Genomic DNA, 22,494 nt, shown 5'->3' with positions numbered 1-22,494 from the left:
ATAGCCGCAGCGCGCGGCAGGATGGAAGAACCGTCGCATTCAGCGAGCCGGATCATCTTTGCCGATATTATCCAAAGCAAACTCTATCTGATCAATACTGCCCGTGAAAAAGGCAGATTTGATGAGTTACATGGATATTCTCCCTCTTCCCGAACGCCAGCGAATGCGCATAGGCTGGCCTCAACGGGGAAGAGGGCTGCATGGTCGCATTCGATGAAATGACCGGTTCGGGAGCCGAGCTGAGGCCCGCCTACGAGGCTCTGGATCGCTGGCTGAAGGAAGCGCCGCCCGAGACGCTGGCATTGAGGCGAAGCCAGGCCGAGCTGTTCTTCCGCCGCATCGGCATCACCTTCGCGGTCTATGGCGACGAGGAATCGACCGAGCGCCTGATCCCCTTCGACATCATCCCGCGCGTGCTGACCAAGCCGGAATGGACCAAGCTGGAAGCCGGCCTGCGCCAGCGCGTCACCGCCCTCAACATGTTCCTGGCCGATGTCTACGGCCCCAAGGAATGCCTGAAGGCCGGCATCATCCCGCCCGATCTGGTCTATCGGAACGCCTGCTACCAGCTCGAAATGGTCGATTTCAAGGTTCCGCACGACATCTATTGCCACATCGCCGGCATCGATGTGGTGCGCGTCGACGCCGATACCTTCTATGTCCTCGAGGACAATGCCCGCACGCCCTCCGGCGTCTCCTACATGATGGAGAACCGCGAGGTGATGCTGCGCCTCTTCCCGGAGCTGTTCTCGACTCATCGCGTCGCGCCGGTCGACAACTATCCCGACCAGTTGCTCGCGACCCTGCGCTCGGTCGCGCCGCGCAGCGCCTCCTCCGATCCGACAATCTGCCTGCTGACGCCCGGCCAGTACAACTCGGCCTTCTACGAGCACTCGTTCCTGGCCGACAAGCTCGGCGTCGAACTGGTCGAGGGCTCGGACCTGCTCGTGAAGGACGACATCGTCTACATGCGCACGACCCAGGGGCCGAAGCGCGTCGACGTGATCTACCGGCGCATCGACGACGACTTCATCGACCCCCTCGCCTTCCGCAGCGACTCCGTGCTCGGCGTCCCCGGCATCATCGGCGCCTACAAGGCCGGCAACGTCACGCTGGCGAACGCGGTCGGCACCGGCGTCGCCGACGACAAGGCGGTCTACAGCTACATGCCGGAGATCGTGAAGTTCTTCACCGGCGAGGAGCCGATCCTGAAGAACGTCCCGACCTTCCGCTGCCGCGAGCCCGAGGCCAATGCCTATGTGCTCGACAATCTGGAGAAGCTCGTCGTCAAGGAGGTCAACGGCTCGGGCGGCTACGGCATGCTCGTCGGCCCGCATGCCAACAAGGCCCAGATCGAGACCTTCCGGCGCAAGCTCAAGGCACAACCCGAGGGCTTCATCGCCCAGCCGACACTCGCTCTCTCGACCTGCCCGACCTTCGTCGCTTCCGGCGTGGCGCCACGCCATGTCGACCTGCGCCCCTATGTGCTTTCCGGCGCCAACGGTATCTCCTGCGTGCCCGGCGGCCTGACCCGCGTCGCGCTCAAGGAGGGCTCGCTCGTCGTCAATTCCAGCCAGGGCGGCGGCACCAAGGACACCTGGGTGCTCGACGCATGAGCATCCCGGCCACGTCCTCGCCTGCTCTTCTCTCGCAACAGCCTGCCATCCCGCGGAAAGGCACACGCTGACCATGCTTTCGCGTACCGCAGACAGCCTGTACTGGGTTTCCCGCTATGTTGAGCGGGCCGAATATCTCGCCCGCATCCTCGACGCGACGACGCGCCTGACCAACCTGCCGACCACCTATGGCGGCGCCGGCACGGAATGGCAGAGCGCGGTTCTCACCGCCGGCTGCGAGGAGGCTTTCGCCAAGGCCTATGGCGAGGCCAATGAACGCAATGTCTGCGACTTCCTGACCTTCAGCCCGGACAACCCGTCCTCGATCCGCAACTGCCTGGCCCAGGCGCGCTCGAATGCGCGGGCCGTGCGCACCGCGCTGACCTCGGAGATGTGGGATGCGCTGAACGGCGCCTGGCTGGAGTTGCAGCGCTTCGAGAAGAAGCGCATGGACCGCGAGGAATTCGCCCGCTTTCTCGATTGGGTGAAGAACGTCTCGCTGGTCTTCGACGGCTCTGCCTACCGAACCATGCTGCGCGACGACAGCTACTGGTTCTCGCGGCTCGGCGTCTATCTCGAACGCGCCGACAACACCGCCCGCATCCTCGACGTGAAATACCATGTGCTGCTGCCGGCCGACGAGCAGGTCGGCGGCTCGCTCGACTATTTCCAGTGGACCACGGTGCTGCGCGAGGTCTCGGCGCTGACCGCCTATCACTGGGTCTATCGCGAGGCGGTGAAGCCGATCCTCGTCGCCGATCTTCTGGTGTTGAACCGGCGCATGCCGCGTTCGCTCGCCGCCTGCTACGAGAACATCTCCCGCTTCCTCGACGCGCTAGGCGATGCCTATGGCCGCCAGGGTCCGGCCCAGCGCCAGGCCCGCAAGACGCTGGCGAATCTCAGCAACACCCGCATCGATGATGTCTTCGAGCACGGGCTGCACGAGTTCATCGAGGAGTTCATCACCGAGAACAACCGCCTCGGCAACACCATCTTCGAGCAATATCTGCAATGAGCCATTCGCCTGCGTTCGCGGCGCGACTGCCGTAACCCTGCCCCGGACTGGATTATGCGGATCAGGATTTCCCATACGATCGGCTACGATTATGCCGAGCCGGCACGCCACATCACGCAGATCCTGCGCTTGACGCCGCGCGATCATGACGGCCAGCACGTCATGTCCTGGCGCATCGAGCCGAATGTCGACGGGCGCCTGCGCGCCTCGCAGGATGCCCATGGCAATATCGTGCATTCATTCTACGCAGACGGCCCGATCTCCTCGCTCGCCATCCGCATCGATGGGCTGATCGAGACGATCGACCTCGCCGGCGCCGTTCGCGGCGGGCTGGAGCGCGTGCCTTGCGAGGTCTATTGCCGCGACACGCTTCTCACCGAGCAGGACGAGGCCCTGCGCAGCTTCGCCGAGGAGGTCACGGCCGGCGCCGGCACGCCGCTCTCGCGGATGCATGCACTGATGGCAGCGGTCGGCGACCGCATGGACTGCGTCGAGGCCAGCGGACGCAGCGGCGTCGGCGCAGCCGCTGCCTTTGCGGCACGCGAAGCGATCGCGCAGGACGTCGCCCATGTCTTCATGGCCTGCGCCCGGCATCTCGGCCTGCCGGCCCGCTATGTCTCCGGCTATGTCGCAGAATCCGACAGCCTGCCGCATGGCAACGGCGCCCATGCCTGGGCCGAAGTCCATCTCGACGACTATGGCTGGATCGGTTTCGACTGCGCCAATGCGCTCTGCCCGATCGACACGCATGTGCGTGTTGCGATAGGGCTCGACTACGCGGACGCCGCACCGGTTCGCGGCTCGCGCCAGGGCGGCGAAGGCGAGAACCTCAACGTCCTCGTCAGTGCCCGCGAGGCCGAAGGCCGCTTCGCCAATCAATAGCCGCCCCTTCCGGCGAGGATGGCCGGGAAGTCAGGGCAAGAAGACAGGGACTGAACCCGTGACCTATTGCGCCGGAATCCTCGTGCAGGATGGGCTCGTCATGATCGCCGATACCCGCACCAATGCCGGGCTCGACGACATCTCGACCTTCCGCAAGCTCCATGTCTTCAACTGGCCGGGCGAGCGCAATTTCGGCCTGATGACGGCCGGGAATCTCTCGATCACCCAGTCGGTGGTGAGCTTTCTCCATGAAGGGCTGCCGAATCCCGAGACCGGCGAGCTCGACACCCTGCAGAGCGTGAGCTCGATGTTCCGGGCCGCCCAGCTCGTCGGCCGCTGCATCCGACATGTCCGCGACATCGACGGCGCGGCGCTGGAGGATGCCGGCGTGAAGTTCGAGATCGGCATGCTCTTCGGCGGCCAGATCAAGGGACAGCCGATGCGGCTGTTCATGATCTACAGCGCCGGCAACTTCATCGAATGCGGCATCGATTCGCCGTTCCTGCAGATTGGCGAGCACAAATACGGCAAGCCGATCCTCGATCGCGCCGTCACCTACAAGACCCATCTCTACGACGCCTTGAAGGTCGGGCTGATCTCGATGGATTCGACCATGCGCTCGAATCTCGGCGTCGGCCTGCCGATCGACCTGATCGTGATGCGGCGCGATGCCGACGATTTCGAGCTCAACCGCCGGATCGAAGCGGGCGAGCCCTATTTCCACGATCTGCGCGAGCGCTGGTCGGCTGCGCTCAGGGCCGCCCATATGGCCATTCCACGCCCACCCTATGCGCCTTCGGGGACTTAAGCGCCTGAAAACCCGTTCTCAGGCAACGGGATGTCAATAATTCAGGCCTTAAGTCGCAACACGAAGACCATTCCTGGACGGATAATGCCTGCATTCAATGCCGCGAAGATGACGAATGCGGGTTCCTCCGCTCGCATGTTCGCGAGCACCGTGGTGACGCTGGGCTGCGCCTTCCTGCTGCTGATGGCCGCCGGGATCGGCGTTGTCGTCGCGATCACCCGCGAAGCCAATCGCCTGGAGGCCCAGCGCCAGGGCGAGCGCATCGAGGCCGCCGTCAACGCCCAGATCAAGCTGAACGAACTGAGGCTGGAACGGCTTGTCGCCGCCGGCGACCTGCCTGAAGCCCTGCAGCAATCCGGTGCGACCGCCACGCTGCAGGCCGCGCTGAAGCGCCTGAGCGGGCAACTGATGGATTTCGACGGTGCCTTTATCAGCGGAACCGGCGAAACCGTGCTGGCATGGGCCGAAAACCCGGCCGCCGCGGATCATGCCAAGAGCAGCGGCCCGCATCATATCGAGGCCCTGCAGCGCGGCGCGAGAAATTCCTTCGTCGCCACCCTCATCGGCGATGAAGTCACGCCCCAGTTCGGCGCGGCACGCTCGACGATCGTCACCGATGGCGACGAGACCCTGATTCTGACGGCGATCGACCTCTCCCGGATCGCCTCCTTCACCTCCGAAAACGGCTCGGCGCCGCTGTCCTTCATCGCCTATCGGCACCTGTCGAGCGCCTTGCTCTCCGAGCTGGCGGAGCGCAACCGCGTCACCGACATCCAGCTCACGACCACCCAGCCCACTGACGCGCTGTCGAAGCTTGGGCTGCGTGCTGCCGACGGCAAGATCGGCGCTTGGCTGACCTGGTCGCCGGCCCGCCCGGGCGACGTGATGCTGCGCCGCTTCCTCTGGGCGCTCATCGCGGTCGCCCTGCTGTTCTCGGCGATCTTCGTCTTCGTCGTCCAGCGCCTGCGCGCCTCGGCCGAGCAGATCGAATTGCGCGAGCGCCAGATCCAGCGCCTCGCCGGACAGGACGAACTCTCGCTGCTGCCGAACCGCCGCAGCTTCGACCTGACGCTCGACCAGACTCTGGCCCATATCCAGGATGATGACGGCCCCAGCCTCGCCGTGCTGCTGATCGATCTCGATCGCTTCAAAGCCGTCAACGACACCTATGGCCACACCGCCGGCGACGAATTGATCCGCCAGGTCGCCGTTCGCCTTTCCGGCGCGGTCCAGGTCGGCGACACGGTCGCCCGGCTCGGCGGCGACGAGTTCGGCATCATCCAGACCCATTCGGCGACGCCGGCCGGCTGCGCGGCGCTCGGCGAGCGCATTCTCGCCAGCCTCACCGAGCCCTTCACCATCACCGGCGCCGAAGTGACCATCGGCTCCTCGATCGGCATCGCCATGGCGCCCCGCGACGGCACCAGCCGCGAGGCCCTGCTCAAACTCGCCGACACCGCGCTCTACGAAGCCAAGAATAGCGGCCGCAACCGCTACGCTTTCTTCGAATCGCAGATGAACCGCTCGATGCAGCTCAAGCGCATGGTCGAGGACGATCTGCGCCATGCCATCGATAACGACCAGCTCATGCTGCACTACCAGCCGCAGGTCTCCGTCGACGGCTCCACCATCGTCGGCGTCGAAGCGCTGGTGCGCTGGCAGCACCCGGCCCATGGCATGATCCCGCCCTCGGATTTCATCGCCATCGCCGAGGAACGCGGCCTGATCGTGCCGCTGAGCGAATGGGTGCTGCGGCGGGCCTGCACCGAGGCCAGACGCTGGAAAGGCATCCGCCTAGCCGTCAACGTCTCGCCGATACAGTTCCGCCACAAGGACTTCGTCGCCAACGTCATCCGCACCATCGCGGAAACGGATTTCGACCCGGCCCAGCTCGAGCTCGAACTGACCGAGGGCGTGCTGATCGAGGATGCCGACGCCGCCGAAGCCGCCATGATGGACATCCGCGCCCATGGCGTCGGCCTCGCGCTTGACGATTTCGGCACCGGCTATTCGAGCTTGATCTATCTGCGCCGCTTCGCCTTCGACAAGATCAAGATCGACCGCTCCTTCCTCGAATACATGGAAGCGACGGGCGAGTCGGCGATCCTGGTCCATTCAATGGCCCATCTCGGGCGGGCGCTCGGCCTGCGCGTCTGCGCCGAGGGCGTCGAGACCGCCGAGCAGCACCGCTTCCTGCAGGCGATCGGCTGCCACGAATTGCAGGGCTTCCTGTTCTCCAAGGCCGTACCCGCGACCGAGATCGACCGCCTGCTCGGCCTCGACAATCCCTTTGCCGAAATCCTCGCTGCCGCCTGACGACCCACGAGCCGGACGGGCGGCGGACCTCTAGAAGAACAGCTCGTGGATGCCGCTGAAGATCGCGTAGGCGAAACCCGCGCTGAGCAGCAGGCCGATAGCCCCGATCACCGCTCCGATGATGATCAGCACGCCGTCGCGCTCGACAAGGCCGAGCCCGACGAGGCAGACCGAGAGCCCGAGCGGGATCTGGCCGATGAAGGGCGCGGCAACGATCAGGCCGAGCGCCAGGATCAGGATTACCAGCCCCAGAACCGGGATCGCCCAGGCGCTGCCCAGCATGGTCAGGCGCGGCTGCGAAAAGCGCTCCAGCCAGGTGAGCGCCGGCAGCGCCCGCGCCACCGCCCGGTTGAGCTCCGGCTTGCCGATGCTGCGCGCGAGCAGCGCCTGCGGCAGCCAGGGCATCCGCCGCCCCGTCAGCATCTGCACCGCGACGAAGGCGAGCACCAGCCCGCAGACCAGCGGGATCGGCGGCGGCATCGGCAGGCAGTTCGGCAGGCCGAGCAGCACGACCAGCAACGCATAGGCCCGGTCCTCCAGCGCGGCGACGATCGTGCCGACGGCGAGGCGCTCCCCGGGCAGGCCCGCCAGCGCCGTCAGAAGTCCGGATGTACGCAGAGGAGATGACAAAGGAGCAGGCCGTGCCGAAGCGGAAACGCCCGCCTAGCACGCCCAGACACTCGCCAACAAGCGAGCCGGACGCAGGTTTTCAATGCCCCAGGCTCGGGGCCGGCGGGCGGGCGGAGCGCTCATTGGAGGGTGAAGACGCCATTCACATTGCGGATTTCCGCTGGCCGGATCAGGCGCGAATGCGCGACCGTGATCGAATGAAGCGGGCCTTCCAGCTCGCGCTTCCAGAACGCCAGGAAGTCCTGGAGCACAGGGAAGCGCGGCGCCAGATCGTATTGCTGCCAGATATAGGTTTGCAGGACGCTGAGGTGATCCGGCATTCGGTAGAGGATCGTCGCCGTGGTCAGCCCGTAGCCTTCGAGCTGCCGGATGAAATCGGTCGAAACCATCGCCACCTCCCCCCTGCTGCGGGCCGAAAGCTTTGCCGGACAGATCGAGCCTGCTCCCGCCTGGTTAACAAAGGCTTGCCAGCCTACTGCCAAACTGCTGCAATCTCGAGGCAGGCCGCCGGAGAGGGCCGCCTGTGCAATAGCGGGCGTGGGGGCTTGCGTGGCGTACCGTGTGGGCAAGGCCGGACTGGCCGGGCTGGCGATGATCGTCGCCGCCGCCCCGATCTGCGGCGCGAGTGCCGAGGAGGAGGAAGCCGAGCGCAGCCCGATCTCGATGGTGATCTTCGGCTCGATGGAGGCCGGGCCGACCAAGACCTTCCTTTCCGTCGGGATGAAGCGCGCCATCGGCGGAGGCCTCGCGGAAAGCGGTTTCCGCCTCTTCGTCAAGGCCGGCGGATCACAGGAGCAGACCCGCCGCCGCCAGCCGCACGGCATCACCTACAAGAGCGAGGCGCAGGCGCTGCTTGGCTATGAATGGCGCATCGGCAGCAGCTTTATCGCGCTCTATGCCGGCTCGGATGCCGAAACCGAGCAGCGGGTCGAAGCCTTCGGCCCCTCCGTCATCGCCACCCGCTACGGAGTCCGGGTGCAGGCCGATCTCTGGATCGTTCCGACGCCCGGAACGATGATCCAGGCCAATGGCTATGTTTCTTCGCTGAACGGACGCCTCTGGGCGCGCGTCGCGCCGGGCTGGCAGATGCCGACGGGCTTCTATATCGGCCCCGAAATCGAAGCCTATGGCGACCGCGACTACCGCAAATACCGGCTCGGCCTGCATCTCACCGGCCTGCGTTTCCTCGGGCTGGAGTGGCGCGTGTCCGGTGGCTTTCAGCAGACCAGCGACCGCCCCTCCGCCTATTACGGCACGGTCGGACTGCACTGGCAGCGTTGAGAGACGATCAGCCCCGCAGCGCTCGCAGGGCCTCCGGCGTATCGACATCGATGGCGATGGCAGGGTCCTCGAAGGGAACGTCGACGACACGCTCCCCGGCCTCGTCGAGCAATCGCCGCGCACCGCGATCGCCGCTCAGCAGCGACACGGCCGGGAAGATCGCCCGCGCCAGCAGCACCGGATTGCCGCGCTGGCCGAACAGCGTCGGCACGGCCGCGAGCGCCTCGGGCCGCGCGCGATACGCCTCCGCCAGGCGCTCGATGACCGCGGGCGTGACATTCGGCATGTCGCCGAGCGAGATCACGGCCGCAGCGATCGCAGGCGGCAGCGCTGCCACGCCGGCCTTGAGCGAGCCGGCGAGGCCGGAGGCATAGTCGGGATTATGCACGAGCTGTACAGGTAGTTCCGACAGCACCGCCTCGACCTCCGCAGGCTGGTGGCCGGTCACGACGATCACGGGACCGAGGCCCGCTTCCAGTTGTGCCTCGACGGCATGGCGGAGGATCGGCTTGCCACGCAGCGGTTGCAGCAGCTTGTTCTCCGCGCCCATCCGCGTCGACTGCCCCGCCGCCAGCACGATCCCCGCCAGCAGGCCGCTCCCGGCCGAGCCCGGAGTACGTGGCTGTGGCCGCGAGACGATCTCCATCAGCAGGCCGCCGACTCCCATCTTCTGGGCATCGCCGCGCCCGACCGGAATGCCCGCCAGATGACGCTGCAGTACCCAGTCGAAGCTGTTCTCCTTGGGCGAACGGGCGCAACCGGGAGCGCCGATCACCGGCTTGCCGGCAATGCGGCCGAGCATCAGCAGGTTGCCGGGATCGACCGGCATGCCGAGGTGCTCGACCTCGCCGCCGGCTTCGACCAGCGCCTGCGGGATCACGTCGCGCCTGTCGGTGATGGCGGAGGCGCCGAAGATGACGATGATATCGGCCTCCCCCGCCGCCTGCTCGGCAATGGCCGCGGCGAGCGGCTCGGCTTCGTGCCGGACGCGCCGATCGGCCGCCAGCACCGCCTCTGCCGGCTCCAGCCGGTCGCGCATGATCCTTAGCGTCTTGTCGACCACGCTCGGTTTCAGCCCCGGCAGCAGCGTCGAGATCACTGCGACGCTCGATGGGCGATAGGACGCAACCGAGACCGGCGGCATGCTGCCGAGCGCATCGAGCGCCTGCTCCACCAGCGCCTGCGGCACGGCATAGGGAATGATCTTGACGGTGGCGACGAGTTCGCCCGCCACGACCGCCTTCAGCGCCGGCAGGGTCGCGACCGTGATTGCCTCGTCCACGGCGTTGAAGGCATCGATCGCCGCGACATCGATGCTCAGCACACCCGCCTGCATCGCAAACATGTTGACCCGTCCGGTGAAGGGCGATTCAGCCATGATCGCATCGCCGGTCATCCGCTCGGCCAATCGCGCCGCCGCAGCATTCTCGTCGATATCGCCGGGTTCCAGCCGGACCGCGACGATTTCGGTTACGCCAGCCGCCTTGAGCTTCGCAGCAAGCTCGGCCGTGATGGCCGCGCCCTTCTTCACGATGGTCCCGTCGGCGCGGATGGTATGCGCCGCGATGCAGCCGACGGCATCCGCAATGGCGACAGGTCCGAACTGCATTGTCTATCCTCAGGCAGGCTTGCGGCGTGGGCCACGCAACGTCGCGACGATCTCGGCGAGGATCGCGAGCGCGATCTCGGCCGGCGAGACCGCGCCGATATCGAGCCCGATCGGCGCATGGATGCGCCCCGTCGCCGTCTCGTCGAAGCCGGCTTCCGTCAATCGCTCCAACCGCCGGCCATGGGTCTTACGGCTGCCGAGCGCGCCGACATAGAAGCAGTCCGAGCGCAGGGCCGCGACAAGCCCGGGATCGTCGATCTTCGGATCATGGGTCAGCGCGACGAAGGCGGTGTAGGCATCGAGCCCGATCCGCGGAAGCGCTTCCTCCGGCCATTCGGCCAGCAGCGTCACCTCCGGAAAACGCTCGGGCGTGGCGAAGGCGGTGCGCGGATCGACCACCACGAGGTCGAGATCGAGCGCTTTCGCCATCGGCGCCATCGCCTGCGAGATATGGACGGCGCCAGTCACGACCACGCGCGGATGCGGCGCCTGCACGGTCAGGAAATAGGATGCCCCATCAGCCTCGACCATGCCGCTCTTGCCGGAGCGCAATTGCCGCTCCAGCAATTCCGCCAGCGGATCGGCGGCGATCTCAGCCTGCTTCACCAGTCTCTGGGTACCACCGGCGAGATCGCTCACCAGCACGGCGGCGCGGCGCGCCTGCCGCTCTTCGTTGAGCGCAGCGAGGGTCGAAAGCTCCACGGCTCAGCCCCTGTCCGTCGCGAGCTTCAGGCCCAGCGCAATCATCAGCGAGCCGCCGATCCAGCGCCCGAAGGCAAAGCTCGCCCTGGTCTTCTTCATCGCGCCGACGACCAGCGAGGCGCCGAAGACGGTGACGAGATCGGCCGAGGAGAAGGCGAAATTCACGACCATGCCGAGGATCAGGAACTGCGCCCAGACCGGCAGCGAAGCGGCGGGATCGACGAACTGCGGCAGGAGCGCGATGAAGAACAGCGCGACCTTCGGGTTCAGCACCTCGACGATGAAGGAATCGAGCAGCGCGCGCTTCACCGTCTTGGGCGGGGCGACCGGCTGGCCGGGCGAGCCCAGGCGGGAGCGGATCATGCCGATGCCGATCCAGATCAGGTAGAGCGCGCCGGCGATCTTCACGGCCATGTAGAGTTCCGGCACATGCTTGAACACGGCCGAAAGCCCGAAGGCGGCGGCGAAGACATGCAGGTAGCAGCCGAGATGGATGCCGAGCATCGCCATCAGCCCGGCCTTGCGGCCATGGCTGATCGTCTGGGCGGCGGTATAGAGCAGCGCCGGCCCCGGAAAATAGGCGACGAGGATGGTCACCGTCGCGAAGGCGACGAGGGTTTCCCAGGAAGCCATCTCAGTTCACCTTCTCGACATAGACCTTGATACGCCCGCCGCAGGACAAGCCCACCTGCCAGGCCGTCTCGTCGGCGACGCCGAACTCCAGCATGCGCGCCTTGCCATCGGCGATCACGTCGGCGGCCTCCGCCACCACAGCGCCCTCGACGCAGCCACCCGAGACCGAGCCGAGGAAATTCCCCTCCCCGTCGATGACGAGATGCGAGCCAACGGGCCGCGGCGCCGAGCCCCAGGTCTCGACCACGGTCGCGATGGCGACGCCGCGGCCGCCGCGCGCCCAATCCTCGGCGGCGCGCAGGATGTCGGTTTCGGTGCTGATCATGATGTCACCTTACGCCTGAATCTGGCACCAGACATCATGCCTCAACCGGCCTTCTTCAACCACAGGCGCGGATCGCTCTCCCGCCCTGCATCCAGCGACAGCGCGGCGCAGAGATCGGCCATCGCCGCGAGATTATGGATCGGCCGGAACGAGTCGACATGCGGCAGCATCGCCCGGATGCCGCTGGCCCGCGCCGCGAAGGCGTCGTAGCGCAGGAGCGGGTTCAGCCAGACCAATTGCCGACAGGAGCGATGCAGGCGGTCCATCTCGAAACCCAGGCTGTCATCGAGATGCCGCTCCAGCCCGTCGGTGAAGAGCAGCACGATCGCCCCGCCCGCCAGCACGCGCCGCGACCAGACGCGGTTGAAGTCGTGCAGCGCCGTGGCGATGCGCGTCCCGCCCTCCCAGTCCGGCGCGGCCTTGCCGGCCAGCGCGAGCGCCTCGTCCGGGTCGCGTGCCCTGAGCATCCGCGTAACATTGGTCAGGCGCGTGCCGAAGACGAAGGAATGCACGCGCCGGCGCTTCTCGGTCAGCGCATGCAGGAAATGCAGGAAGATGCGCGAATATTCGGCCATCGAGCCGGAGATATCGACCAGCGCTACGATGGGTGGATGCACCTCGCGCCGCTCGCGGAAAGCGAGATCGATCGAGGCGCCGCCGCCGCGCAGCGACTGGCGGAAGGTCCGGCGCGGATCGATACGCGTGCCGCGATGCGCCGGCCGGAAGCGGCGGGTCACGATGCTGTCGTCGGGCAATCTCAGCTCGGCGATCAAATGCTTGGCCCGCGCTATCTCGGCCGCGCTCATCTGGGCGAAATCGCGCGATTTCAGCATCTCGCGATCGGATACGGTGAGCCGTGCCGTCAGCTCGGTCAGCTCCTTCGGCGGCTCGTCCTCGCGCGGCGGCGGCGCGAAGGCTTCCGCGACCCGCAGCGCCCCGGCTTCGGCCTTCTCCGGCTGGCTGTCGGCGCGGGGCGAAACCGGCGACATCTGCGCCATGATCTTCTCGATCAGGTTGCGCCGGCGCCAGAACAAGCGGAAAGCCTGATCGTAGACCGGGCTATCCTCATGCTTCTTCACGAAGATCGCATGCAGCGCCCAGTACACATCGTCGCGCCCGCCGAGCGCACCGTCGCCCAGCGCCGCGATCGCCTCGACCACGGCACCCGGCCCGACCGACAGCCCCGCCGCGCGCAGGGCACGGGCGAAATAGGCGACGTTCTCGGCAAGCTTGCCGCTCACGGCTGCCCAACCCCACAGCCCTCATCCTGAGGAGCCGCGGCACGCGGCGTCTCGAAGGATGGTTCAGGAGGCTCCGGAACCATCTGGACCATCCTTCGAGACGGCCCTTCGGGTCTCCTCAGGATGAGGGCTGAGGATGAACTCAACCCCGCGTCTCCGTCATGAACACCTTCTGGACGATCTGCCAGCGGCTCTCGATCTTCAAGAGCGAGAGCAGGTCGGTGAAATAGCGCGGCGGCATCTGGCACTTGACCTTGACCAGCGCGAGCGTCGGCCCGACGAGGTCGATCGTCAGGATATGGTCGTCGCGCTGCATCCCGGCCGCCTGCGGCGCCGGACGGTTGCGCACGGCGTCGAGCCAGGCGTCGCGCTGGACGATCTGGATCGCACCATCGTCGCGCGCCGTGGTCAGCGCGCTGGTCGGATGGAAGACATGGACGAGCTTCTCGGCATCGCCCTCGTAGAGCCCGTCGAGATAGGTCCGGACCGTCGCCTCGACGGCCTTGATGTCGGCGTTCATGGCAGCACCCTCTCGCTTCGCGGGGCAGAGACTAGCGCCCCGCCTCCGCCTTGGCCCGATCCAGAAGCTCCTTCACCTGCGAGCCCTGCATCGCCTGGATATCGTCCTGATACTTCAGCAGCGCCCCCAGCGTATCCGAAACGATGGCCGGATCGAGCGCGACGGCGTCCAACTCGACCAGCGCCGTCGCCCAGTCCAGCGTCTCGGCGACGCCCGGCGCCTTGAACAGCTCTTCCTTGCGGATCGCCTGCACGAAGGCGACGAGCTGCTTCGAGAGCTTGGCCGGCGCCTCCGGCACCTTCGCCTTCAGGATCGCGAGTTCGCGCGTAGCATCAGGATAGCCGACCCAGTGATAGAGACAGCGGCGCTTCAGCGCGTCATGGATCTCGCGGGTGCGGTTCGAGGTCAGGATCACGATGGGCGGCTCGGCCGCCCGGATCGTGCCAAGCTCGGGGATCGTCACCTGCGCATCGGCCAGCACCTCGAGCAGGAAGGCCTCGAAGGCTTCGTCGGTGCGGTCGAGCTCGTCGATCAGCAGGATCGGCGCCCCACCCTCCTGCGGCTCCAGCGCCTGCAACAGCGGCCGCTTCACCAGATATTTCTCGGAGAAGATGTCGCCTTCCAGCCGGTCGCGATCGTCGGCGACGCCGCCGGCTTCCGCCAGCCGGATCGCCATCATCTGCCCGGCATAGTTCCATTCGTAGACGGCGGAGGCGAGATCGAGCCCCTCATAGCATTGCAACCGGATCAACCGCCGGCCGAGCCCCGCTGCCAGCACCTTCGCGATCTCGGTCTTACCCGTACCGGCCTCGCCTTCCAGCAGGAGTGGCCGCTTCATCCGGAGAGCCAGAAACAGTACCGTCGCGAGCGCGCGGTCAGCGACATAGCCCTGCGATTGAAGCAGCGCGAGCGTGGCGTCGATGGAGGAAGGCAGAGGAGAAGACATGGCGGCTCGCGTCATGCCCGGGCATATCCCGGACATCCCTTGTTCGAAGGCAAGTAAGGTCCTGAACGAGATGGCCGGGTCAAGCCCGGCCATGACGCGCGCGAAGTCAAAGCGCTTCGCTTACTTCCCCGTCGCCTGCGCCACGGCCTGCTTGGCCATCACGCCGATCAGATGGGCGCGGTATTCGGCATCGGCATGGATGTCGCCATTGATGCCCTTGGCCGTGTGCTTCAGCCCGTCCAGCGATTTCGGCGCGAAGCGCGCCTTCAGCGCGGCTTCCGCCTCCGGCCAGCGGAAGACGCCGCCCTCGCCCGCCCCGGTCACCGTGACGCGTATCTCGCTGCCGCGCTTGGCGACGAAGACGCCGACCATGGCATAGCGCGAGGCCGGGTTGCGGAACTTGGCATAGCCCGCCTTCGAGACCAGCGGGAACGAGACCTTGGTGATGATCTCGCCCTCGTCCAGCGCGGTCTCGTAGAGCCCGGTGAAGAACTCCTCCGCCGTCAGCTTGCGCTTGTTTGTGACGACGGTGGCGCCGAGCGCCAGCAGGGCCGCCGGATAATCCGCCGCCGGGTCGTTATTGGCGACCGAGCCGCCGATCGTGCCGCGATGGCGCACGGCGGGATCGCCGATGCTTCCGGCGAGGAAGGCGAGCGCGGGGATCGCCTCCTGAACCTCGGCCGAGTTCGCGACCTCGCCATGGGTCGTCATCGCACCGATGACGAGATTGCGGCCCTTGCGGCTGATGCCTTTCAGGTCGGCGCAGGCGCCGAGATCGACCAGCGCGGTCGGCGAGGCCAGCCGCTGCTTCATCGTCGGCAGCAGGGTGTGGCCGCCGGCCAGGAGCTTGGAATCCTCCTTCTTGGCGAGCAGCGTCGCCGCCTGCCGGGCGCTCGTGGGTTTGTGATAGGTGAAAGCGTACATGGACCTGTCCTTTCAGCTCACTCGGCCGCCTGGCGGCTGATCGACTTCTGCGCCGCGCGCCACACCGCCTGCGGCGTGGCCGGCATCGCGATGTCCTCGTGGCCGAGCGCATCGGTGATGGCGTTGATGACGGCGGGCGGCGAGGCAATGGCGCCGGCCTCGCCGCAGCCCTTGATACCCAGCGGGTTCGACGGGCACGGCGTCACGGTCATGCCGACATCGAAGGATGGCAGGTCGTCGGCGCGCGGCATGGTGTAGTCCATGAAGCTCGCCGTCACGAGCTGGCCGTCGGCATTGTAGCGGGCGCCTTCCAAGAGCGCCTGACCGACGCCCTGGGCGATGCCGCCATGGACCTGCCCCTCGACGATCATCGGGTTGATGACATTGCCGAAATCGTCGACGGCGGCCCAGCGCTCGATCTTCGTCACCCCGGTTTCGGGATCGATCTCGACCTCGCAGATATGGACGCCGGCCGGGAAGGTGAAGTTGGTCGGGTCGTAGAACGCCCCCTCCTTCAGCCCCGGCTCCAGCTCCTGCCCGTTGAACTTGTGCGCGACATAGGCCTGCAGCGCGCAGGAGCCGAAATCGAGCTTGCGATCGGTGCCCTTCACCGAGAAATGCCCGTCCGCGAAATCGATATCGGCCTCGTCGGCCTCCAGCACATGGGCAGCGACCTTCTTGCCCTTGGCGATCACCTTGTCGATGGCCTTGAAGATCGCGGACATGCCGACCGCGCCCGAGCGCGAGCCATAGGTGCCCATGCCCATCTGCACCTTGTCGGTGTCGCCATGGATGATCGAGACATTGTCGATGGGAATACCGAGCCGGTCGCTGACGAGCTGCGCGAAGGTCGTCTCATGGCCTTGGCCGTGGCTATGCGAGCCGGTGAGAACCTCGACCGTGCCGACCGGATTGACCCGGACCTCGGCCGATTCCCAAAGGCCGACGCCGGCACCGAGCGAGCCCACCGCGGCCGACGGCGCGATGCCGCAGGCCTCGATATAGGAGGAGAAGCCGATGCCGCGCAGCTTGCCGGCACGGGCCGAGTCGCGCTTGCGCTTGCCAAGCCCCTTGTAGTCGATCATCTCCAGCGCCTTCTTCATGGAGGCGCCGTAATTGCCGGCATCGTACATCATGATGACCGGCGTCTGGTGCGGGAACTTCCTGATGTAGTTCTGCATCCGGAACTTGGCCGGGTCCTTGCCGAGCTGGCGGGCCGTCACCTCGACCAGACGCTCGACCACGAAGGTCGCCTCCGGCCGCCCGGCGCCGCGGTAGGCATCGACCGGCGCGGTGTTGGTGTAGACCGCGTCGACCTCGCAATAGATCGCCGGGATGTCGTACTGGCCGGACAGCAACGGCGCGTAGAGATAGGTCGGCACCGAGGACGAGAAGGTCGAGAGATAGGCGCCGAGATTGGCCGTGGTCTTGACCTTCATGCCGAGGATCTTGCCCTCCGCATCGGTCGCCAGCTCCGCATGGGTGACATGGTCGCGGCCATGCGCGTCGGAGAGGAAGGCCTCCGTCCGGTCAGCCGTCCATTTGACCGGCCGCCCGACCTTCTTCGCCGCCCAGACGCAGACCGTCTCCTCGGCATAGATGAATATCTTGGAGCCGAAGCCGCCGCCGACATCCGGCGCGATCACCCGGAGCTTGTTCTCCGGCGCGATGCCGATGAAGGCCGAGAGCACGAGCCGCGCCACATGCGGGTTCTGGCTGGTGGTATAGAGCGTGAAGATGCCGTCACCCGCGTCGTAATCGCCGACGGCCGCGCGCGGCTCCATCGCGTTCGGCACGAGCCGGTTGTTGACGAGGTCGATCTTGGTGACGTGCCTGGCAGCCTTGAAGGCCTTCTCGGTCGCATCCTTGTCGCCGAGATGCCAGTTGAACACGCTGTTATCCGGCGCCTCGTCATGGACCACGCTCTTGGCGCCGATCGCCTTGGCGGTATCGACCACCGCCGGAAGCTCCTGGTAATCAACCGCGATGGCCTCGGCCGCGTCGCGCGCCTGGGCCAGCGTCTCGGCCACCACCACGGCGACATGGTCGCCGACATAGCGCACCTTGCCCTGCGCCAGCGCCGGGTGCGGACCGGCGCGCATCGGCGAGCCGTCCTTGTTGTGGATCATCCAACCACATATCAAACCGCCGATCTTGTCGGTGGCGAGATCGTCCCCGGTGAAGATGCCGAGCACGCCCGGCATGCCGGCGGCGGCCTTGATGTCGATCGACTTGATCTTGGCATGGGCATGCGGCGAGCGCAGGAAATAGGCATGGGCCTGGCCCGGCCAGTTGACGTCGTCGGTGTAGCGGCCCTGGCCGGTGATGAAACGGTGATCTTCCTTGCGGCGGACTGCGGCGCCGATTCCGGTGGCGGACATGGTGTTCCCTCCTCGCACGGCGCCTCTGCCGGGCGCCTCACTGCATGGAACGCATGAAGGATGAAGAGCCCGCGCAGCAGAGCGCGGACGACTGCCTCATTCGGCGGCCTGGCGGGCCGGCGTTCCCGCCTTGCCCATGGCCTCGGCCCCGGCGGCGATCGCCTTGACGATGTTGTGGTAGCCGGTGCAGCGGCAGATATTGCCGTCGAGATCCTCGCGGATCGTCTTCTCGTCGAGGTCGTTGCCGCGGCGGTTCACCATGTCGACCGCGGACATGATCATGCCCGGCGTGCAGAAGCCGCATTGCAGACCGTGATGCTCGCGAAAGGCCTCCTGCATCGGATGCAGCGTGTCGCCGTTGGCGAGCCCCTCGATCGTCGTCACGGAAGCGCCGTCCACAGACGCGGCAAGGGTCGTGCAGGATTTCACCGCCTTGCCGTCGAGATGCACGAGGCAGGCGCCACACTGGCTGGTGTCGCAGCCGACATGGGTCCCGGTCAGCCGCAGGTTCTCTCGCAGGAACTGCACCAGAAGGGTGCGCGGGTCGATGTTGGCGGTGACGGCTTTGCCGTTCACCGTCAGCGAAACAGTGGCCATGAGCATATCTCCTGTGACCCGTCTCTGAAGCCGGTCCGTCCCCTCCCCGGGATCGGGCCGCGCTGAAGCCCAGGAAGTGGCCGGCCTCATCAGGCAGGCTTTCCTTGGAACAGCTCAAAAATGAATGTGGACCCGCATTTTTCCGGGGTCAAGCGGAACGAGGCCTTCCGAAAGCCGCGATTTTCGCCGAATTCCGGGAGATTTCGCCGCCCTGGTCTTCCTGTGGCGCATATTGGCGAAATCTTAATGAGCCGACGTCACAATCCTTCGCGTGGCAGGCCATCCCACATGAGCGACTCCGTGTCTCTGATCATGGACCAGATTCAGCGTCGCCTGAGGGCGATCGGCTATGGAGAGGCGCAGCGCGAGCGCCTGCAGCGCTACCGGCCGCTCGTCGATCGCTTGATAGAGGGACTGGTCCAGGCCGATTTCGATCGGGCCTTCATCATCCACCCGCCGCTTCGCGATACGGTCTTGCCCGTGGCCGAAGCGCTCTACCCCGCCGAGGCGAGCCATTTCCGCCTGCTGTTCACGGGCGCCTTCGACGCAGCCTATCTCGCCTCGATGGATCAGCTTTGCCAGCTCGAACGGCGGGCCAGTGTCCGCAGCCGAGCCCGCGCCTCGATCGCCTTCTCGCTGGTGCGCGAAATCTGCCTCGCCAACCGCAAGCGCTCGCTCGTCTCGCCCGCGAAATTCGCCGCGGACCTCTTCATCATCGAGCGAATCCTGACCTACGACGTCAACACGGCGATGACGATCAGCCAGGAGATCGAAGCGAACGACGCCCGCCGCCGCACGGCCACGCTCGACGAGGCCGCAGTCAAGCTAAGAACCCGTATCGCCAATCTCGACGACACGATCAGCGATGCGGTCGACCAGTTCGTCGCAACGGCAGACGAGACAGGCCGGACCACCAGCTTCATCAAGGATACCGTCGGGAAGGTCGCCAGCGCCTCCGTCATCGTGCGCGAGAAGTCGCTCCAGACCGCCGCCGCGACCGAGGAGATGTCGGCCAATATCGCCGATATCGGTCAGCGCGCCCGGCAGAGCCTGTCCATCACGCAGCAGGCGGTGCTCGACGCCAGTGAGATGAACGAAGCGGTCGTCCGCTTGCGCGAAGCGACCGGCAGCATCGGCAAGGTCGTCGGCATGATCGCCGACATCGCCGCACAGACCAACCTTCTGGCGCTCAACGCCACGATCGAGGCCGCCCGCGCCGGCGAGGCCGGGCGCGGCTTTGCCGTCGTCGCAGCTGAGGTGAAGTCGCTGGCGACCCAGACGGCGAGCGCTACGCAGGACATCGCCGGCCAGATCGCCGAGCTCGCAGCGAGCGCCGAGGCCTGTGGCACCCATGCGGCGGCGATCGCTGCCACGGTCGACGCGATCCGCCTCGATTCCGAGGCGATTTCGGAAGCGGTCACCCAGCAGAGCGCGGTCACTGCCACGATCGCGCATGATGCCGCCATGGTCGCGGACTCATCGGACGAGGCCATCGAAAGCGCCAATGCCGTCAACGGCAGCCTGGACATGACCCAGACGGCGCTGGAGCGAGCCAACGCCGCCGCCGCCAATATCGCGCTCCAGGTCGGCGCTGCCGAAGCGGCCGTGACCCAGGCGCTGGCTGCGCTGCGCGAAGCCTCCTGAGCGGCGGCCTCAGCCTTCGCTCACCGCCTTGGCGAAATTGGCGAAGAACTCGTCGGCCAGTTTCTTCGAGACCGAATCGATCAGGCGCGAGCCTAGCTGCATCAGCTTGCCACCGACCTGCGCCTCGACCTCGTAGCGCAGCAGGGTCTGGCCGCCCTCGGCATCCGACAGCATCACCCTGGCGCCACCCTTGGCGAAGCCGGCGATGCCGCCCTCGCCCTCGCCCGAGATGCGGTAGCCGTTCGGCGGATCGAGCTCGCTGAGCTCGACCTTGCCCTTGAAGGTCGCCTTCACCGGGCCGAGCTTGACCTTCACCACGGCCGAGAGATGCGTGTCGTCGTCCTTGGTGAGCTGCTCGCAGCCGGGGATGCAGGCCTTCAGCACCTCCGGATCGTTGAGCTTGGCCCAGACCACCTCCTTGGCGGCCGGCAGCGTCGCCTCGCCGTTCATCGTCATCGCCATGGCGTGTCTCCCGCATCAGCTCACCGCGGCACGGACGATTGCGGCCGGCACGGTTCAAAGGTTATCCAGTTCCCTATCCATGGTCGCAAAGCCCCCGCCTGCACAAGAGGCGCCCGGCATGGAGCCTTCGCCCATCCGGGAGGACCGATGCTGGAACTCACCCAAGACGAACGCGCGATCGCAGGCGGCACTGCCGGCGAAGGCGCGGCCATGGCGATGCGGATCGTGGCCGAGGCCGCCCGCCTGATGGGTGCGCCGCGCCTGATCCGGGTCGCCTCGGCTCATATCGACGGCGCGCTCTATCATGGCGATTCCGGCACGCTTTTCGCCGAGAAGCTGGTCGCGGGCGGCGCCCGCGTCGGCGTGCGCGCCAGCCTGAATGTCGGCTCGCTGGCCCCGGCCGGCTGCGCCGCGATCCGTCTGCCGCCGCATGAGCGCGACATGGCCCGGCGCATGATGCGGGCCTATGAGGCGATGGGCTGCGAGCCGAGCTGGACCTGCGCGCCCTATCAGGCCGGCCACCGCCCAGCGCGGGGCAGCGATGTCGCCTGGGGCGAATCCAATGCGGTCGTGTTCTGCAATTCGGTGCTGGGCGCCCGGACCAACCGCTACGGCGATTTCCTTGACATCGCTTGCGCCATCGCCGGCCGCGCGCCTGACTATGGCCTGCATCGCCCGGAAAATCGGGTCGCGACACTGCTGATCGACGTGAGCAATCTCTCCCGCGAGCTCCGCTCCTCGGACGTGTTCTATCCCGTGCTCGGCACCATCCTCGGCCGCCGCGCCGGCAGCGACGTCGCCGTCATCGAAGGCCTGCAAGGCTGCACCACCGAAGACCGGCTCAAGGCGCTTGGCGCGGCGGCAGCGTCCGCCGGAGGCGTTGGGCTCTTCCATGTCGCGGGCGTGACACCCGAGGCGCCGGACAGCACCGCGGCACTTGAAGGGCTCCCGCCCCGCGAAACGATCACGCTGACGCCCGCCGACATCGCCACCGCCCTCGCCCGCCTCTCGACGGCCGGATCGACGGATCGCGTCGATGCCGTCGCCATCGGCTCGCCTCATCTGTCGCTGGCCGAGATCGACGAACTCGAAGGCCTCATGGCCGGGCGCCGGCTGAAAGTGCCGCTCTACGCCAATACCGGCCGCCATGTCGTCGGCCCGCTGGAAGCGCAGGGAAGGCGCAGCGCTCTGGAGGCGGCCGGCGTCGTCTTCGTGGTCGACACCTGTGTTGTCGTCACCCCGATCCTGCCTGAGCTCGAGGGCGCGGTTCTGATGACCAATTCCGGCAAGTTCGCCCATTACGCACCGGGCAATACCGGCTACGCCGTGAGCTATGGCTCGCTCGCGGAATGCGTCGAGAGCGCCGTCGCCGGCCGGCTCGTCAGGGAACCGCGCGCATGGAGCTGAAAACGGAAATCCTTCTGCCCGGCGACGCCGTCACCGGCGCATGCCTGGCTCTCACCGCCCCGATCAGCTTCTGGGGCGGCGTCGATCCGACGAGTGGCGCGATCATCGATGCCCGCCATCCCGAGCGCGGACAGACCGTCGCCGGCCGGATTCTCGCCTTGCCCGGCACGATCGGCTCGTCCTCCGCCTCGGCCGTGCTGCTGGAGCTGGTCCATGCCGGCAAGGCGCCCACAGCCCTGCTGATGGATGCGCCGGATGCGATCCTGCTGCTAGGCCTCGTCGTCGCCCGCGAGATGGGCTGGCCGACGCCGCCGGCATTCCGCCTGCCCGCGGCCGATCAGAAGGCGCTCGCCAGTCGCACGGTCACGATCTCGGCAGAGGGGCGGATCACGACGGTTTAGCGGCTGTTCGATCCCGGTCACAACCACTTTGTCATTCCGGGACTTCGCGCAGCGAAGAACCCGGAACCCACGACCGGGTGAGCCGCCGGCTACCGAACACGTTGTGTCCCACCCGGTCGTGGGTTCCGGGTTCGCACCTTCGGCGCGCCCCGGA

At 66.7% G+C, this 22,494-nt stretch carries 22 protein-coding genes; 9 read left to right on the top strand and 13 right to left on the bottom strand.

Annotation, left to right across the window (positions count from 1 at the left end):
- The first annotated feature begins 200 nt into the window (after positions 1 to 200).
- The 5 genes from Q9235_RS16060 (at position 201) to Q9235_RS16040 (ending at position 6,637) form a co-directional block, all read left to right on the top strand.
- Positions 201 to 1,616 carry a circularly permuted type 2 ATP-grasp protein gene (locus tag Q9235_RS16060; protein WP_306222770.1) on the top strand — a complete coding sequence of 472 codons (1,416 nt, stop codon included), beginning with the start codon at positions 201 to 203 and terminating at the stop codon, positions 1,614 to 1,616.
- A gap of 73 nt (positions 1,617 to 1,689) precedes the next feature.
- Complete coding sequence (locus Q9235_RS16055) at positions 1,690 to 2,631, top strand: alpha-E domain-containing protein (RefSeq protein ID WP_306222768.1); 942 nt, start codon at positions 1,690 to 1,692, stop codon at positions 2,629 to 2,631.
- A 54-nt stretch (positions 2,632 to 2,685) separates the two neighbouring features.
- Positions 2,686 to 3,513 (top strand): transglutaminase family protein, encoded by an 828-nt coding sequence (locus tag Q9235_RS16050; RefSeq protein ID WP_306222766.1) that lies wholly within the window; start codon positions 2,686 to 2,688, stop codon positions 3,511 to 3,513.
- A 58-nt stretch (positions 3,514 to 3,571) separates the two neighbouring features.
- On the top strand, positions 3,572 to 4,321 hold the full coding sequence (locus Q9235_RS16045) for a proteasome-type protease (protein WP_306222764.1): 750 nt from the start codon (positions 3,572 to 3,574) through the stop codon (positions 4,319 to 4,321).
- Positions 4,322 to 4,456: 135 nt separating this feature from the next.
- Positions 4,457 to 6,637: a putative bifunctional diguanylate cyclase/phosphodiesterase gene (locus Q9235_RS16040; RefSeq protein WP_306222763.1), complete on the top strand. Its 2,181-nt coding sequence runs from the start codon at positions 4,457 to 4,459 to the stop codon at positions 6,635 to 6,637.
- Between the two features lie 30 nt (positions 6,638 to 6,667).
- Here the strand turns inward: Q9235_RS16040 and Q9235_RS16035 are convergent, their stop codons facing one another.
- Entirely contained in the window at positions 6,668 to 7,267 is a 600-nt protein-coding gene (locus Q9235_RS16035) for an exopolysaccharide biosynthesis protein (protein WP_306222762.1), read from the bottom strand.
- A gap of 119 nt (positions 7,268 to 7,386) precedes the next feature.
- Positions 7,387 to 7,656: an usg protein gene (locus tag Q9235_RS16030; protein WP_306222761.1), complete on the bottom strand. Its 270-nt coding sequence runs from the start codon at positions 7,654 to 7,656 to the stop codon at positions 7,387 to 7,389.
- On the opposite strand from Q9235_RS16030, the gene bcsS reads away from it, so the two are divergent.
- On the top strand, positions 7,637 to 8,548 hold the full coding sequence (gene bcsS, locus Q9235_RS16025; RefSeq protein ID WP_306222760.1) for a cellulose biosynthesis protein BcsS: 912 nt from the start codon (positions 7,637 to 7,639) through the stop codon (positions 8,546 to 8,548). The two genes, Q9235_RS16030 and bcsS, sit on opposite strands and share 20 nt — an antisense overlap.
- 7 nt (positions 8,549 to 8,555) lie before the next feature.
- On the opposite strand, the gene Q9235_RS16020 is transcribed toward bcsS, so the two are convergent.
- The 10 genes from Q9235_RS16020 to Q9235_RS15975 all read right to left on the bottom strand — a co-directional run bounded on the left by Q9235_RS16020 (position 8,556) and on the right by Q9235_RS15975 (position 18,426).
- Positions 8,556 to 10,157 carry a molybdopterin-binding/glycosyltransferase family 2 protein gene (locus Q9235_RS16020; RefSeq protein WP_306222758.1) on the bottom strand — a complete coding sequence of 534 codons (1,602 nt, stop codon included), beginning with the start codon at positions 10,155 to 10,157 and terminating at the stop codon, positions 8,556 to 8,558.
- 9 nt (positions 10,158 to 10,166) lie between these two features.
- Positions 10,167 to 10,859, bottom strand: a complete 693-nt coding sequence (locus Q9235_RS16015) for an XdhC family protein (RefSeq protein ID WP_306222756.1) — start codon at positions 10,857 to 10,859, stop codon at positions 10,167 to 10,169.
- Positions 10,860 to 10,862: 3 nt separating this feature from the next.
- Positions 10,863 to 11,492, bottom strand: coding sequence for a LysE family translocator (locus tag Q9235_RS16010; RefSeq protein ID WP_306222755.1), 630 nt, complete (start codon positions 11,490 to 11,492; stop codon positions 10,863 to 10,865).
- A gap of 1 nt (position 11,493) precedes the next feature.
- Positions 11,494 to 11,817, bottom strand: coding sequence for an XdhC family protein (locus Q9235_RS16005; protein ID WP_047574650.1), 324 nt, complete (start codon positions 11,815 to 11,817; stop codon positions 11,494 to 11,496).
- A gap of 41 nt (positions 11,818 to 11,858) precedes the next feature.
- Positions 11,859 to 13,058, bottom strand: a complete 1,200-nt coding sequence (locus Q9235_RS16000; RefSeq protein WP_306222754.1) for a vWA domain-containing protein — start codon at positions 13,056 to 13,058, stop codon at positions 11,859 to 11,861.
- A 142-nt stretch (positions 13,059 to 13,200) separates the two neighbouring features.
- On the bottom strand, positions 13,201 to 13,578 hold the full coding sequence (locus Q9235_RS15995) for a nuclear transport factor 2 family protein (protein WP_306222753.1): 378 nt from the start codon (positions 13,576 to 13,578) through the stop codon (positions 13,201 to 13,203).
- A gap of 31 nt (positions 13,579 to 13,609) precedes the next feature.
- Entirely contained in the window at positions 13,610 to 14,524 is a 915-nt protein-coding gene (locus Q9235_RS15990) for an AAA family ATPase (protein ID WP_306222752.1), read from the bottom strand.
- Positions 14,525 to 14,644: 120 nt separating this feature from the next.
- Positions 14,645 to 15,448 (bottom strand): FAD binding domain-containing protein, encoded by an 804-nt coding sequence (locus Q9235_RS15985; RefSeq protein WP_306222751.1) that lies wholly within the window; start codon positions 15,446 to 15,448, stop codon positions 14,645 to 14,647.
- Positions 15,449 to 15,465: 17 nt separating this feature from the next.
- Positions 15,466 to 17,829: a xanthine dehydrogenase family protein molybdopterin-binding subunit gene (locus Q9235_RS15980; RefSeq protein ID WP_306222750.1), complete on the bottom strand. Its 2,364-nt coding sequence runs from the start codon at positions 17,827 to 17,829 to the stop codon at positions 15,466 to 15,468.
- 96 nt (positions 17,830 to 17,925) lie between these two features.
- Positions 17,926 to 18,426: a (2Fe-2S)-binding protein gene (locus Q9235_RS15975; RefSeq protein ID WP_306222749.1), complete on the bottom strand. Its 501-nt coding sequence runs from the start codon at positions 18,424 to 18,426 to the stop codon at positions 17,926 to 17,928.
- Between the two features lie 288 nt (positions 18,427 to 18,714).
- Between Q9235_RS15975 and Q9235_RS15970 the strand changes: the two genes are divergently transcribed.
- The gene (locus Q9235_RS15970) at positions 18,715 to 20,070 is read left to right on the top strand and encodes a methyl-accepting chemotaxis protein (protein WP_306222748.1); all 1,356 of its coding nucleotides are present in this window, start codon (positions 18,715 to 18,717) and stop codon (positions 20,068 to 20,070) included.
- Between the two features lie 9 nt (positions 20,071 to 20,079).
- Here the strand turns inward: Q9235_RS15970 and Q9235_RS15965 are convergent, their stop codons facing one another.
- Complete coding sequence (locus Q9235_RS15965; RefSeq protein ID WP_306222746.1) at positions 20,080 to 20,532, bottom strand: SRPBCC family protein; 453 nt, start codon at positions 20,530 to 20,532, stop codon at positions 20,080 to 20,082.
- A 147-nt stretch (positions 20,533 to 20,679) separates the two neighbouring features.
- Between Q9235_RS15965 and Q9235_RS15960 the strand changes: the two genes are divergently transcribed.
- Together Q9235_RS15960 and Q9235_RS15955 are read left to right on the top strand one after the other, a co-directional pair.
- Complete coding sequence (locus Q9235_RS15960; RefSeq protein WP_306222745.1) at positions 20,680 to 21,939, top strand: aconitase X; 1,260 nt, start codon at positions 20,680 to 20,682, stop codon at positions 21,937 to 21,939.
- A complete protein-coding gene (locus Q9235_RS15955; protein ID WP_306222744.1) occupies positions 21,930 to 22,340 on the top strand; it encodes an aconitase X swivel domain-containing protein in 411 nt (136 codons plus the stop codon). The genes Q9235_RS15960 and Q9235_RS15955 overlap by 10 nt, the downstream gene beginning before the upstream one ends.
- The last annotated feature ends 154 nt before the right edge of the window (positions 22,341 to 22,494 follow it).

This window comes from Bosea beijingensis, from assembly GCF_030758975.1.
Classification (GTDB): domain Bacteria; phylum Pseudomonadota; class Alphaproteobacteria; order Rhizobiales; family Beijerinckiaceae; genus Allobosea; species Allobosea beijingensis.
The sequence above is the reverse complement of the archived record's forward strand: the minus strand, read 5'-3'. Positions and strand labels throughout refer to the sequence as shown.

Coding starts and splice junctions, on each gene's coding strand:
- Q9235_RS16060 (WP_306222770.1), top strand. CDS start 201: ATGGTCGCATTCGATGAAATGACCGGTTCGGGAGCCGAGCTGAGGCCC.
- Q9235_RS16055 (WP_306222768.1), top strand. CDS start 1,690: ATGCTTTCGCGTACCGCAGACAGCCTGTACTGGGTTTCCCGCTATGTT.
- Q9235_RS16050 (WP_306222766.1), top strand. CDS start 2,686: ATGCGGATCAGGATTTCCCATACGATCGGCTACGATTATGCCGAGCCG.
- Q9235_RS16040 (WP_306222763.1), top strand. CDS start 4,457: ATGTTCGCGAGCACCGTGGTGACGCTGGGCTGCGCCTTCCTGCTGCTG.
- bcsS (WP_306222760.1), top strand. CDS start 7,637: ATGAAATCGGTCGAAACCATCGCCACCTCCCCCCTGCTGCGGGCCGAA.
- Q9235_RS16030 (WP_306222761.1), bottom strand. CDS start 7,656: ATGGTTTCGACCGATTTCATCCGGCAGCTCGAAGGCTACGGGCTGACC.
- Q9235_RS16020 (WP_306222758.1), bottom strand. CDS start 10,157: ATGCAGTTCGGACCTGTCGCCATTGCGGATGCCGTCGGCTGCATCGCG.
- Q9235_RS16010 (WP_306222755.1), bottom strand. CDS start 11,492: ATGGCTTCCTGGGAAACCCTCGTCGCCTTCGCGACGGTGACCATCCTC.
- Q9235_RS16005 (WP_047574650.1), bottom strand. CDS start 11,817: ATGATCAGCACCGAAACCGACATCCTGCGCGCCGCCGAGGATTGGGCG.
- Q9235_RS15995 (WP_306222753.1), bottom strand. CDS start 13,578: ATGAACGCCGACATCAAGGCCGTCGAGGCGACGGTCCGGACCTATCTC.
- Q9235_RS15990 (WP_306222752.1), bottom strand. CDS start 14,524: ATGTCTTCTCCTCTGCCTTCCTCCATCGACGCCACGCTCGCGCTGCTT.
- Q9235_RS15985 (WP_306222751.1), bottom strand. CDS start 15,448: ATGTACGCTTTCACCTATCACAAACCCACGAGCGCCCGGCAGGCGGCG.
- Q9235_RS15980 (WP_306222750.1), bottom strand. CDS start 17,829: ATGTCCGCCACCGGAATCGGCGCCGCAGTCCGCCGCAAGGAAGATCAC.
- Q9235_RS15975 (WP_306222749.1), bottom strand. CDS start 18,426: ATGGCCACTGTTTCGCTGACGGTGAACGGCAAAGCCGTCACCGCCAAC.
- Q9235_RS15970 (WP_306222748.1), top strand. CDS start 18,715: ATGAGCGACTCCGTGTCTCTGATCATGGACCAGATTCAGCGTCGCCTG.
- Q9235_RS15965 (WP_306222746.1), bottom strand. CDS start 20,532: ATGGCGATGACGATGAACGGCGAGGCGACGCTGCCGGCCGCCAAGGAG.
- Q9235_RS15960 (WP_306222745.1), top strand. CDS start 20,680: ATGCTGGAACTCACCCAAGACGAACGCGCGATCGCAGGCGGCACTGCC.
- Q9235_RS15955 (WP_306222744.1), top strand. CDS start 21,930: ATGGAGCTGAAAACGGAAATCCTTCTGCCCGGCGACGCCGTCACCGGC.